Consider the following 13,988-nt stretch of genomic DNA (forward strand, 5'->3'; position numbering starts at 1 on the left):
AAACTTTTGACTTTTGACTTTTAACTTGCCCGTAGCGCCATTACTCACCACCCCGTAACTTATCCAACACACTCCGGTCTTGCAAAGTCGAAGTATCTCCAACAATTTCCTGACCTGATGCCAAAGAACGCAACAACCGTCGCATAATCTTCCCAGAACGAGTCTTCGGTAAATCATCCGTAAACCGAATCTCATTAGGACGAGCGATCGCTCCAATTTCCTGAACAACGTGCTGCTTCAACTCCTTCTCCAAAGCCTCATTAGCTTGGCGCTCGCCTTCTAAAGTTACAAAAGCCACAATAGCTTCACCCTTAACCTGATCAGGTTTACCAACAACCGCAGCTTCTGCCACAGCAGGGTGAGACACCAACGCCGATTCTACTTCCATCGTTCCCAGACGATGACCTGCTATATTAATCACATCATCAACACGACCCATGACCCAAAAATAACCATCTTCATCTTTGCGCGCACCATCACCAGCAAAATAAATATATTCCCCATTTTTCGGGCGTAGATATTCCCAATAAGTCCGACGGAAGCGATCGTCATCACCATAAACAGTCCGCATCATTCCCGGCCAAGGATGCTTAATGACTAAGTATCCACCATCATTACCAGCAACAGCTTCTCCCTCCTGATCCACAATATCAGCAATAATACCAGGGAAAGGCTTGGTTGCGGAACCAGGTTTAGTAGGAGTAGCACCAGGCAAAGGAGTAATCATAAATCCACCTGTTTCGGTTTGCCACCAAGTATCAACTATTGGACACCGACTGCCACCAATTACCCGATGATACCACATCCAAGCTTCTGGGTTAATGGGTTCTCCTACTGTTCCCAATAAACGTAAAGAACTTAAATTTCTAGAATAGGGATGGTGCTCTCCCATTTTCATTAATGCTCGGATCGCAGTAGGAGCGGTGTAGAAAATGGTAACACCATATTTTTCTACTACATCCCAGAGACAACCAGGATTAGACGCTCTGGGTGCCCCTTCATACATGAGGCTAGTAGCACCATTAGAAAGAGGACCGTAAACAATATAACTATGACCTGTAATCCAGCCTACATCAGCAGTACACCAATATACATCTGTTTCTTGCAAATCAAATGCCCATTTATTGGTAACGTGGCTATAAAGGTTATACCCCCCTGTGGTGTGTACTACCCCTTTTGGTTTCCCTGTTGTACCACTTGTGTAGAGGATAAATAGCATATCTTCACTATCCATCGGTTCTGCTGGACATTCCCCAGAAACGCCTTGCTGCAAATCGTGCCACCAATGGTCGCGTCCTGGTTCCATCTGAATTTCTTGAGCAGTGCGTTTCACAACTAGGACATTTTCTACGGTGGGAACACCTGCTGCTAATGCTTTGTCTACTTGTTCTTTGAGCGGAACAATAGCATCTTTACGCCAACCACCATCGGCTGTGACGACTAATTTGGCCTCAGCATCAACCAGACGGTTTTTCAGAGCATCTGCACTAAAGCCACCAAAAACTACTGTATGGGGTGCGCCTATTCTGGCACAGGCTAACATGGCGATCGCTGCTTCCGGAATCATGGGCATATAGATACCCACGCGATCGCCTTTTTTTACTCCCAATTGTTTATATACATTTGCCATTTGGCAAACTTCTCGATGTAATTGGGCGTATGTGAGGGTACGAGAATCTCCTGGTTCTCCTTCCCAAATTAAAGCTGCTTTATTGCGTCGCCAGGTGGTCAAGTGACGGTCTAGACAATTATAAGAAATGTTAATTTTACCATTAACAAACCATTTGGCAAATGGTGGCTGCCAATCGAGAACTTGGTCCCATTTTTGGAACCAGTCTAATTCTGTTTCAGCTAGTTCTGCCCAAAATCCTTCTGGGTCAGCTTTGGCTTTTTCGTAGAGTTCTTGGTATTGGTCTATGGTTTTAACATGAGCTGTTTGGGAAAATTGTTCTGGTGGTGGAAAAAGACGTTCTTCTTGTAGGATTGATTCGATAGTTGATTCAGACATCTGTTTTTTGTATTTATATTTACGGTCAATAGTTATTGACAATTTATATAATGAACGTTAAGATATTTATTTTTCTTAAGCTACCTTTAATATTTCTCGAAGCTATCCCGACCCAATTTGCCTACCACTTAAGTGTAAATTAGTCAATAAATTTTGATTTCAAGTAATTAGGGAGTAGGGAGTAGGGAGTAGGGAGTAGTTAAAAGTCAATCCGTCTTCCCACACTTCACACTTTCCACACTCTGCTTTTTCAGCAAACCCTAATTAATTCCTAAAATTGAAAATTAAACGCTACAATATTAAACTATTCAGGACTTACCCAAAAACTAAGTTAATTGACTACATTTTTTTTAAACTACAATAAATATCTTGTTTAAGTGCGTAAGTCCTGTTATTGTATAAAATGTTTTAAACATTTATTTTAAGATGGGTCTGATGCTAGGAGGATGATTGCAAGCAAGAGAAATCGAGCCTAAGCTAAAACAACTTAGCCGTCTTGCCTGGTCAACTGAACCTGCGTTAGCCCAGAGGTTAGAAGAAGTTAGGCGCTGGATTAAGGACATTAGACCAGGCTTACTGACAAACAAAGGTGTTTTAGTAGGATTTTTGTTAGAATTAATTAAGGATGGAGAATTTTGGTTAAAATTACAATCATTAACAAACGAAGAAAGAGAAATATTTTTACAACATCTACCGTCCCCAGTTATATATTGGTATGAAAATCTTTTTCCCAAATGGTTTAATGAAAATGATCATAAATTTTATATATGGAAACAGAAATTAAGATCTGGAGAGTTTAGCCAAGAAGATGCTGAACTAATAGAATCTATTGCCCATCAGATTAAAAGTCGCAATGGTTGTGTTGTACATCGTTACATTGCAGATTTGTCTATGGCAACAGATGTGATTGTGAGTAGTAGCACAGGCAAGCCTCTCTGTGTTCAACTTACTACTATGTCCGGAGAACTTTCCGAAGATAAGTACAAAGAGTGGAAAGATACATTAAAGCAATGGGAGATTAGACGAGGTATTTTTGTTAGCTATAATCCCAGTCAGGAGCGTTCTGTTGCGAAATTAGTAAATCTGGTTCTGCATAATAGCAATCATTTAAAGGAGGCTAAATACATTAAATTTTGTTTTAGATAGGAATTTGATTGTCAACTTCCATAAAACCTAGGACTTATGCACCTCAACCAAAAAATCGACTTTTGGCTTAAGTCCTGAAATCTTGATTTTTGAACAAAATTATACATATTAACAGTAGGCATCATATATGATAACAACTAGCACAGCTCTATCAAATAAAGAACGTTTAGAAAAAGCTTGGCAAGCTTTCCAAGCTGTCCAACAGTTACAAGAAGATCGATTAGCTTGGGGAATTAATCATGTTAATTTATATGTAGAAAATGTTGATGGAGATTGGCTGGAAAATTGGGGTGAAGATGAGGAAGAAGAATTAGGTGAAAAGCTAATGATGATTAAGGAGTCGGGAAGTAGGGGAATAGAAAATCAGAAGAGCAACTGTGCCTCATAATTGTCGGACAGAATTGCTATAGGAATCCTATTTGAGTTATGCCAAAAATTTAGTTGCTTTCTAGGAAACAGGTGGGAATTTCAGTTTTTAGGACTAAAGCCATGAACGCTATTGGTAGGGTGTGTTTTGCATTCCGGAAAGCTTCGCTAACTCTCTGCGACATGGAAAACGGAGCATGACCTTAGGAAAAAGCGGTAGCCTAACGCACCAATACTCTATATATAGTACCTTTGCGTAAGTCCTGTTTTTTTATTTACTTTTTGATTTGTCATATCAAATCCGCTGGTTACGGTTCCCGATAAATTGGAGAATAAAGTGATACCATGTCCGGTTGAATAATTAGACTTTGGTGGAAGGAAGGCAGCTATGCTGAAGCTCTTATGCCATTTCCACCTTGATTTTATACACGCTCCCATGCTAGCGGACATGATATGATACCATCAGAAAAACGCGAAAACTCCTAGTTTTTAGAGGGTTTGAAGACCAAACCCCTACGGTCTTAAATTCTACCAATACTAGCGGACTTGATATTATAGTTTAATTTTTCAGTAAGAATTATTAAGCGCATTGTTACAGAGAAATGGTATCACAACCTATTTAGGATTGCTATATAAATCATAATAATTGTAAATAACACAGAATATATTAACTAATGAATCATCAATATTTGCAGCAAGTTTTGTGGAGTTTGACAATATTTTTGAGTAGCTTTAATTATCAAAAATTAATCCCAAATTTGCCAGAAATTCCCACTCTTAAACTAACTTATCTTTCCCAATCAAATACAGTAGATTCACCATATAATGAGATGGAACAATCTGTATTTAATTATGTAAATCAACATCGAAATTCTCAAAATTTACCGACTCTTCAGTGGAATTATACTATTGCTGAACAAGCAAAAATTCATGCTCAACAAATGGCTAGTGGTCAAACAACTTTTAGCAATAATGGATTTAAAGAAAGAGTAGAAATAATCAGTGAAAAAATTCCTTATAAAAGTGCGGCGGAAAACATAGCTGAAGAAGAAAAGAATGGTTATAATGATCCTGTAAGAAAAGCTGTTGTTGGTTGGATTAATAGTCCTGAGCATCGTCAAAATATGGAAGGTGACTATAATTTAACAGGTGTTGGTATTGCTCAAAGTTCTGATGGCACATATTACTTTAATCAAATGTTTATCAAAACGAGATAAATATAGCAATCTTATGTGATTCGCGTGCAGAATTTCATTACTTTTAGAGAACAGGGAACGGGTGATAGTTTTTGATAACAGTAGAGTTTAGATATCTTCAAAGAGTGGCATATAAGCATTTAATGGAGATTCTAATTCCTCAAGTAATAAAGCTATTCCGAGTATTCCTTTGTAAAGACTAAAAGGATAATTATGAAGGAAGTCAATATTTTCTAATGCTTTAATAGCTAGTTCTTTACTTTTGATTAACCAGTATGTTTCTGAGCTATATTTATACAAGTTTAAAACTGAATAAGCAGCTCCAGATAAACCACAGCATAAATCAGAAATTATATAACTATTTCCTAAGACATTAATTGCTGCTTTTTCTGCTAGATTCAAATAGCGATTATTACGGAAATATTTGTCAGCTATTACCCATAAATGAATTAATCCAGCAGTACCATTACACCACCAGGGAACATATTCCAAACTTTCCCTTTTTTTACTATTAATTTTCTGTTTCCACTGCATTCCATTCTGACAATTTTCACCCATTTCCGATAATTGTTCTAGTCTTAATTCTAGAGAATTTGGTAATTCTTGTTTTGTTACTTGACACCAATGTAAAGTTCCATAGAGTAAACCTGCCCATCCATGAGCTAAACCAAGGTAAGGAAAATTTAAACATTCTCTAATTGGTTTAAAAGTGTCAATTTCTTGCCATATTTCTGATAATATTTTGTTACCTAATTCTAAAATTGCTTGATTTTCAGGGATAATTTTCATTAGTAATGAGTAACCATTGAGAATCCCGGCTTTACCCATATTTAATTCAATAGAGTCACATTTTATTTGAGATGTAATAACATAATTATTTACTGCCTCTTGTAAACAGGTTTCATCTCCCATAGTATGACTAATTATTGCCTGCATAAAATGAATACCTGGTTGATGATAATAAAAAGAAATTGGTTTAACTATGTCTTGATTTAAAGACAAATTTTGATTAAAAAATCCCGACTCATTGTGACATTGACTTAAGGCTTGATTATTCCATAAATCTGCAATTGATAAAAGTTCTGGATTATCCCGAATACAAGATAATCTATAGAGAAAATAAGCTGTTCCTGCTGCACCAAAAACAATGTTTGCTGTGGGCGCTCTATGCAAATTTGTCAAAGTTTCAGTAGTAAGATTACTACTGATTTGATGAATAATATTGGCTAATTTTTGTCGATTAATATGAATACTAGGAGATAGATTTTTATTTTCGGAAATTTTTGGTTTTTCTGTGATTTTTTCTAAGTCTTGAACCATTTCTGACAAAGAGAAAAAACGCTCTTGAGGTTTTTTACTTAAAGACTTAAATAATACCTTTTCCATTTCTATCCAAGATGATAAATCTTGTGATGAAAAAGATAGGGGAATTTCCTCTTGAATTTGCCGTAACATTTCCTGTTTATCTAAAGAAAAACGAAGATAATGTTTCCCTGCTAGAAGATAATATAACAAAGCACCAATACAATATTGTTCTGCTTTTTGAGTAGATTTTAGTAAAGGTTTTTTCTGACTCCGAGCCAGAGCATATTCAGGCTCAAAATAATATGCCACACCACCAGTACGATAATTATTTTGAGTATCTTTTTCTAATCTGGCTAGACCATAATCAATAATTTTAATTCTTCCCACCTCATCAACTAGAATATTCCGAGGATGAATATCAATATGTAGCACTCCTTGACTGTGTAAATGAACATAAGCTTTGACAATTTTTATAGCTAAAGATAATAGCTGATTTTTACTTCCAATAATTCCTAATTTTCGAGCTTCTCTTGCCCGACTATTTACATCAATACCAGATACCCATTCACTCACAAAATAGGTTTTACTATCAAATTCCCCTTGATGCTCAAGTCGAGGATTAATTTTGCCGTCTAAATGTTGTAAAATATTGATTTCGTGCAAGAGAGTTTGTTGGGCTTTTTTATCTGTTGAATTTCTGACAATTTTCAAAGCCATTAAATAATTATTAGTATTTCTAACTTGATAAACTTCTACATCTTCATCAGCTTGGATAATTTTAATAATTTGAAATTGCTGAATATATTCTCCTATTTGATAAGTAGGTTCAATATTTTCTACTGCATCTGAGTTCGCAGGAACTATTAAACCTATTTTGATAAAATGATCGACTATGGGTATGGTTTCTTGTAAAAGTTGATAAGCATCTATGGTTTTATTTCTACTAACTTTAACAACTACATCGACAATTTTTTGAGGGGATATAAATTCTGTCATTAAATTAGCTGTGGCATTATCAATTGTTTTGGAAGGGATTCTACTACCACGACGACTAATGACATATTCTCCTTCATTTGTTTCTAGTTGTTGTTGAATATTATTAGGTAATTCAGTAATAGGAGTAATAACTACATCTTTGGGTAAAATATAATTTTGATTGGGGTCAACTTTAGATTTATTCATAATTATTGGAAGTAGGAAGTAGAAGGAAATAACCAATTATTTCTGCTCGATAATTGATGGAATTTTTGATAATCATAAATATCTATTTAAAAGTGATATTTAGTAATCATAAATAGGTTGTAAAATTTTATAGTAGGGGTTTGGTCTCCAAAGCCTTACACTTATTGTTCGCAAATCATTTAGGACTTGCTATTGGTAAGCATTCTGCATCGTCAGCTAACAGCTATCAGCTCCTGAAAAACATCTATAATTTCCGACTATAAATTATATGGGTTAAAAGCTCAGATATATAGTTGAAAAGTAGAAGTTGAAGTTGAAAAAGCGCTTGACTTACTTCATTCATTAAAAAAACTAAGAGCTGACTGCTGACTGCTGAATGCTATTAATGGTAAGTAATCAGATTTTGAATGTAAATAAAAACACATTTGCTCTAAATATTTAACATATTCAAATTTGCTTTAACCATACTTAAAGATGGAAATTTGGAAGTAGGGAGTAGGAGGAAGTAATCAATTATTTACCCCCTTTCCTTTAACCATACTTAAAGATGGAAATTTGGAAGTAGGGAGTAGGGAGTAGAAGGAAATAATCAATTCCTTTAATTGTATGGTTTGAAAAGTCAAAATATTCGTTATTTCTCTGCAAATTATGGGTTAAAAATGTGAAGTACAATCAACTATTTTTCCTTGACTTTTTTGAAATAATAGCTGAATATTCAGGAAGCTAAACATTTTAAATACTGTGATTTTACTTCATTTAATATGAAGTTAATTTCTGATAAATTACGGCTGAATATTTACTATTGAAGGAATCCAATTAGTTGTATCAATGCCTTCTAAACTTAATCGTTTGAGAGCAAATATTCTCGGTTCTAAATCAGTATTTTTATTACTTTTAGCTGCAATAATGGCAGATGCTAAACGATTAGTAATCCACAGTCGCCAACTTTCTTTTTCTTGCCAATTTGGTTGATATTTATCCTGGGGAGGATCTATACCCCAAGACAGTAAACCTCCAGAAGTAATTTCAGCAGTAAAAGGAACTCCTTGAGCAGGTATATTTGTTAAAGCAGATGCTAATTTTTCGGCTGTATTTTGTAGGTTTTCTAAGGTGTAAAAATAGGCAATAAAATTATCTGGTCGCAGTAAACCACTAATCTTTTTGGCAAATTTTAGAGAGCGAGTTTCAGTATCAGAAAGAATGGCAATAACTTCTCCCAATATTTCTTTTTGAAATTCTATATTGGTACTGACATAAAGTTTATATCGCCACTGTTTTTTGTCTGTAGGTGTCTGGTCGTGACGCGATCGCCACAATGACCAATAATCTCCATATTTATTGGTGACTTTTACTGGTTCCCAATGTTTTTCTAATAAATGGTAGTGTTTTCCATCGGGGTGAAGATGGAGATATTTTACTAGATATTCTGGAGTTGAGAATGCTTGATGTCGTTTAGGAGTCAGGGGAAGTCGGTTATAAAAATATAGTCGTGCTGATAGTTTGGTGACATCGGTAATATTCAGTTTTTCGGCGTACTCTATTGCTTTCATGGATAGTTGCGCTAGTTTACTACCGTTATTAGGTGAATATTTTTCAGGTTCGAGAATACTGTAAGCTTCAGCACCGGAAACAAAACCATTTTCTGTCTGTAATTCTAAGATACTATCTAGCAGCAACTTTTCGATTGTGGTGTTTGTATTTTCCCCAAGGGAGGATATAATTTCTTTAGGAATTTTTCCTGGATGATGGAGATTTTGGTAGAGTTTAGCAGTTTGATGACAAATAGCTTTGATGGTTAAACCTGAATTTTCATTGGGTAGTAAAACGCCAAAAAAATCTGGGTCTTCACGGAGTTGAGAAAGGTTGTTTTGCTCGTTGGGAGTTAGGTTTTCGTAGGGAACTAATTTGTATTTTTGGTTCGCTCGGAAAATTGTGGTTTGTATCATGTTGAAGTTGGTTATACCAGGCGCGATAAATGTTTACAAATGGTAGAAGCAGAGGCAGAGAAACCGGGTTTGTCTTAAATGCCCTGAAATAATAATATGACCTCCAACAAACCCGGTTTTTTTATAACACTTCGGACTTACGAAAACATGAAAATATAGACCATTTGTAGGGGCGAATGGCATTCGCCCATACTATCTATAGCGGTACTGCGTAAGTCTTGATAATATGCTAGGAGTTGGCAGACTAAACCCCTACAAAATAGCGATCGCTTATGCAGCTAATGCCATTTTTAGTTGTTCTTGTAATTTAGACATTAAGTCATCTTGAGAGGGATAGAGCAAACTGCCTAAAACTTCCTTGAGTTCATTCTCCATAGGTGCGCCAACAGTCACGCTACAAGTGCAGGCAGTACAAGATAGATAGTTAGCTTCTACACCAACAGTAGCACTGCAAGTACAATCAGTACAAGATAGATAGTTAGCATCAACTCCAGATCGGTTTGCTGCTTGAGGCAGAATATTAACCATTAAGTCACGAACTTTAAGCATTATTTTGTCCTTAATAATTGAATTATGTTGTTTCCTGAAACTGGTTAATTAAAATGTTTAGGACTGACGCAAAGAAACCCGGTTTCTAGGCTAAATCATTGTTTTGAACAAGAAACATCCACGAGAAACCCGGTTTCTGGGTTCTGCTGCGTAAATCCTGATGTTTTTTCTTGACTTCGTTTCATTACAAATAATCATAGTTCGGCTTTTTGGAAATAGATAAAATGTGAAGTAAACTTTCACCTTCAATTTTATCAGAAACCGGGTTTTTGGGAAACAAAAGTAAGTATAGTAAGAGTTCTAAATACAAACCCGGTTTCTACCCTTGACAAATAATAATGTGACATTTCTTTTCACCCTCAGCATCAAACCAGAAAATAGGTGAAAATATAATTCACGTTTTGAATATTAATCTAAATATCTATACAATAATTATTGTAATTGTCTACTCCATCCCTTTTCTGTTTCTCTCTATTCTCTAAATATTAGGAATATATTAACAGGCAAGATTCTTGTGCCACTAAACTATTAATATAATCTCAGGAACAGGCAAGATGCCTCTGTTACATTTGGATATAAAAAAGTTATGAAAAAAGAAGTATTTCAACATATTTTTCCCTCTAAATTAACAGAGGATGAATTACAAACACTAAAGTTGTTCTTAGATGGTCATAAAGATAAAGACATTGCTGATTCCATGAATTGGGATAGGTCAAATATTCCTAGAAAATTAAAAGCGATCGCTTTAAAATTTGACTATCCTAAAAACTCTGACTCTAGTTTTGTCAGAGAGTTTTTAGTAGAAATATTCAGCAAACATCAACCCCACTTAGTTTGTCAGAAATTGAAGGATAAATATCTTGCTAGTCCTAATAAAATTATAATTCCTGGTAGACCAGAGAAATTAGATTCTCCTTTTTATATAGAACGTAATCGAATTAGACGATGTTCTATTGAATCAGAATGTTATGAAAATATAGAAGTTCCTGATTGTTTAATCAGAATCAAAGGACCGAAACAAATGGGTAAAACTTCTCTATGAACGCGGATAGAAGGTCATGCAATTAAAAACAAATATGAATCTATCTATCTCAGATTTGATAAACTAATTGAACCAACAAATATTAAAAATATTAATGATTTTCTCAAAGCATTCAATAAAAATATTAAAAGTAGGTTTCCTGATGCTCCTAACTGGAATAGATGGGACGACCAAAATGCCAAAATATCTTGCACTGAAGAAATTGAAGCTCTCTTATATCATTTAGATAAAGTGGTAGTTTTAATCTTAGATGAAGTGGATGAAATTTTTAACTATCCAGAAATATCTAGAGACTTTTTTATCATGTTAAGAAGTTGGTATGAGGCTAGCAACCATAAAGAAATTTGGGAAAATTTACGAATGGTAATTGCTGATTCTACAGAATATCATGGCAAATTAGATATTCATCTTTCTCCTTTTAATGTTGGTTTACCTATAGAATTAAAAGAGTTTACACAAGAGCAAGTTACTCAGTTAGTATACTTACATCAATTACCAATAAAAGTAGTAAATAGTTTGATGTCTATAGTCGGAGGTCATCCTTATTTAATCAGATTAGGTTTATATAAAATGTCGGCAGATGAATTAACAATTGAAAAACTCTTAAAATATGCTGCGACTGAAAGTGGAATTTATCAACAACATTTAAGTAGACATTTAGAAACTTTGTCTAATCAAAAAAATATTAAAGCAGTTTTTAGCCAAATATTAAAAGCTAATTCACCTCTACGTTTACCCAATAAAAATAGAGAATTACATCAATTAGAAGCTATGGGATTAATTACAATTAAAGCTGATTTTGCTGAACCTTGTTGTAAATTATACCGAAAATATTTTCAGGAACGTCTACTTTAAAGTATTTAGCTATTAGCTAGCCTCCTGTGAAGGAACTGCTAGTTTATTCTGGTCAAAGTTTAGAGAAGGCAAAAACTTATCATCTTTAGCATATAAGCACGGCTCAAAACTAACAGGACTTACGCACATACCACATGTATAGCGTTTAAAACTATTGTACAATAGTTTTTTTCTCTACATATAGTATCTCCCGTGTAAGTCCTGACTAATAAAAAATTCCACCTTAAAAAATTCACTTTTACAGTTTTCTTGGCAGCAAAAAAACATCATATAGCGCTGTGCTGCCGTGCAAGAGGCAACAGGCAACAGGAAAAATAAATGCCCTATAATATAAGGCTTTTAGCTATTGGACACCTCCTGAAATTTGTAAATATTAAGTGCGCACATTGCTATATTATTTAGGAGGAAAACTCAAATGAAAAATATTGCCAAACTCACAATTGGATTAATAACAGTTGGTCTCATTAGTTGTACTAAAGTAGTATTAGCCAACCCCCAACGGCAAAACTCCACTACCTACGATACTACTAATATTTCTCAAGTTTCCACCCCAGAAGATAATACACTTCCTGATTTTGAAGCGGAGGTAGAGCGATCGCTACTAACACAGCGAAGCGGTTCCACTTTAGAAAAAGCATGGCTTTACAGTGATAACTTTGTGATATATGAATGGTTACGTTATAGTAATGGCGGAAAACTTCATTCTAGTGGCATATATATTGAACTAACGGGGAACAAATTGACTTTATACAACTCCCACCAGTTGGAGCCATTAGGACAAAATGCCAGATGTGGTGGTTTCGGATGCAATTTAGCTAAAGGTTCCCTGGTAGCAACCCTGATTTTTGAGCGTCAAGGAAATTTATTTCTTGTGCGTGAGGCTTCGGAAAGGGCAAGTTTCTTGCAAGGTGCTAAGTGTAGAGTCAAACCTAGTTACAATGACATACTAGAATGCTCGTCACAAAATTCTCCTGCTGTTTACAGGTTTGTTGTACCAAGCTGATTAAATTAAACTCAGGCAAAGCGTTCGGACATCCATTTTTTGGTTCTTTACTGACATCGATCGCCCGAATGCTTTATCTCTACAAAAATTTAGGTCTTTAAAGAAAACGGTAGCATCTATGAAAAAAATAACATCAATCTTGGCAATTTCTAGTTTATTATCTTTTGGCATTTCGTTCGTAGCGATCGCTTCCCCAGCAGTCACTACCATGCAGTTGAGTCTGAGAGTAAGTTGCCAAGATGCCATAGCATCCGTGAAACGAAAAATCCAGCAAAATCGAAATATTCTTGTTCGCTTTGAAGCTAGGGATATTGCCAATTATGGTTGGGAAACAGGGAAAATTCCAAGGGGTAAAAAAATCTTGGAGATTAATATGGGAGAAATGGGTATGAAGGGCATGAAAGGAAACAGACAAGATATGTTAAATGTAATGAACTCCCCCAAATTGTTAAGTTCTCTGGCATCGGAAGTTATTAATGGTTGTAACGATGTGAGTGGAATTAACATTGGAATTAGCCATACTGACTACGGACGAATGTATGGTTTAGTAGGCGATCGAGTGCAGCCATTCAAATGCCTTTCGGCAGATAGAAGCAGAAGAAATCTACCTTGGGGATATATGGTTTGTCTTTAAGTCTTGATGGAAAAAGTTCAGTAGGGTGCGTTACACTTTGCTAACGCACCGCATCTTCTATCAGGTTCGGTGGGTTACGACGGATTGCTAAATCTCTTTCATGATCTGAATTTATGCCGTCTAACGCACCCTACAAATTTGCTGATGTTTAGTAAAAAGGGAGTAGTCAAAAATGAAAATATCTAAGTTCGGTACTTTAATAGCGATCGCTCCGGCAATTATTGCAAGTTGGGGAGTACCTTGGGTGCGTTCGCAACCAATTCAACTTGCACAAAATTCTGACAACTTCTTTCAGGAATGTTTAAGAAATAGTAGAAATCAAAATCAAGCCGACATGAACTATTGTGCATATTTAGACTATCAACAGGCAGATGACACCCTAAATCAACTCTATCAAAAATTGCGATCGCAACTCTCAAGCACTAACAAAGAATTATTAACGGATGCACAGTTAGCATGGATTTCATTTAGAGATAAAGAGTGGGTATTGAGTGTATCCACAATGGGTAGAATAAGTCCTGGTGGCAGTATGTACCCTGGTATTAAATCAAACTTCTATGCAGATTTTACCAAAAAACGCAATGTCGAGCTAGAAGCTTATGTTCGCGGTAGAACTTTACAACCTAACAGGGCTTTGTTGCATGAATGTTGCGATCGCAACTTCTCTTCTGGGAAGAAGTTAATTGGTGAATTAGAATTCTACTTTGTAACTTTCTGGCTGACAATTCTGTATCATACGATTAAGTATGGCACATT

General features: G+C 35.5%; 10 protein-coding genes and 1 pseudogene. 7 read left to right on the forward strand and 4 right to left on the reverse strand.

Going from position 1 to position 13,988, the window contains the following annotated elements; genetic code table 11:
- Nucleotides 1-40: 40 nt before the first annotated feature.
- A complete protein-coding gene (acs, locus tag VKJ25_RS16135) occupies nt 41-2,008 on the reverse strand; it encodes an acetate--CoA ligase (protein WP_324237660.1) in 1,968 nt (655 codons plus the stop codon).
- A 450-nt stretch (nt 2,009-2,458) separates the two neighbouring features.
- Between acs and VKJ25_RS16140 the strand changes: the two genes are divergently transcribed.
- The 3 genes from VKJ25_RS16140 to VKJ25_RS16150 all read left to right on the forward strand — a co-directional run bounded on the left by VKJ25_RS16140 (nt 2,459) and on the right by VKJ25_RS16150 (nt 4,737).
- The gene (locus VKJ25_RS16140) at nt 2,459-3,154 is read left to right on the forward strand and encodes a hypothetical protein (RefSeq protein WP_324237661.1); all 696 of its coding nucleotides are present in this window, start codon (nt 2,459-2,461) and stop codon (nt 3,152-3,154) included.
- A gap of 127 nt (nt 3,155-3,281) precedes the next feature.
- Nucleotides 3,282-3,542: a hypothetical protein gene (locus VKJ25_RS16145; RefSeq protein WP_324237662.1), complete on the forward strand. Its 261-nt coding sequence runs from the start codon at nt 3,282-3,284 to the stop codon at nt 3,540-3,542.
- Between the two features lie 652 nt (nt 3,543-4,194).
- Nucleotides 4,195-4,737 (forward strand): CAP domain-containing protein, encoded by a 543-nt coding sequence (locus tag VKJ25_RS16150; protein WP_324237663.1) that lies wholly within the window; start codon nt 4,195-4,197, stop codon nt 4,735-4,737.
- 87 nt (nt 4,738-4,824) lie between these two features.
- On the opposite strand, the gene VKJ25_RS16155 is transcribed toward VKJ25_RS16150, so the two are convergent.
- The 3 genes from VKJ25_RS16155 to VKJ25_RS16165 form a co-directional block, all read right to left on the reverse strand.
- Nucleotides 4,825-7,203 (reverse strand): lanthionine synthetase LanC family protein, encoded by a 2,379-nt coding sequence (locus VKJ25_RS16155; RefSeq protein ID WP_324237664.1) that lies wholly within the window; start codon nt 7,201-7,203, stop codon nt 4,825-4,827.
- 782 nt (nt 7,204-7,985) lie between these two features.
- A complete protein-coding gene (locus tag VKJ25_RS16160; protein WP_324237665.1) occupies nt 7,986-9,149 on the reverse strand; it encodes a hypothetical protein in 1,164 nt (387 codons plus the stop codon).
- A 270-nt stretch (nt 9,150-9,419) separates the two neighbouring features.
- Nucleotides 9,420-9,698: a hypothetical protein gene (locus tag VKJ25_RS16165; RefSeq protein WP_324237666.1), complete on the reverse strand. Its 279-nt coding sequence runs from the start codon at nt 9,696-9,698 to the stop codon at nt 9,420-9,422.
- Nucleotides 9,699-10,395: 697 nt separating this feature from the next.
- On the opposite strand from VKJ25_RS16165, the pseudogene VKJ25_RS16170 reads away from it, so the two are divergent.
- The 4 genes and pseudogenes from VKJ25_RS16170 to VKJ25_RS16185 all read left to right on the forward strand — a co-directional run.
- Nucleotides 10,396-11,595, forward strand: a pseudogene (locus VKJ25_RS16170) (AAA-like domain-containing protein).
- Between the two features lie 415 nt (nt 11,596-12,010).
- Nucleotides 12,011-12,598, forward strand: coding sequence for a hypothetical protein (locus VKJ25_RS16175; RefSeq protein WP_324237667.1), 588 nt, complete (start codon nt 12,011-12,013; stop codon nt 12,596-12,598).
- A 118-nt stretch (nt 12,599-12,716) separates the two neighbouring features.
- Nucleotides 12,717-13,232 (forward strand): hypothetical protein, encoded by a 516-nt coding sequence (locus VKJ25_RS16180; protein ID WP_324237668.1) that lies wholly within the window; start codon nt 12,717-12,719, stop codon nt 13,230-13,232.
- Between the two features lie 172 nt (nt 13,233-13,404).
- The coding region (locus VKJ25_RS16185) for a lysozyme inhibitor LprI family protein (RefSeq protein WP_324237669.1) at nt 13,405-13,988 on the forward strand (584 nt) is incomplete at its 3' end.

Source organism: Okeania sp., assembly GCF_035285525.1.
Lineage (GTDB): Bacteria > Cyanobacteriota > Cyanobacteriia > Cyanobacteriales > Microcoleaceae > Trichodesmium.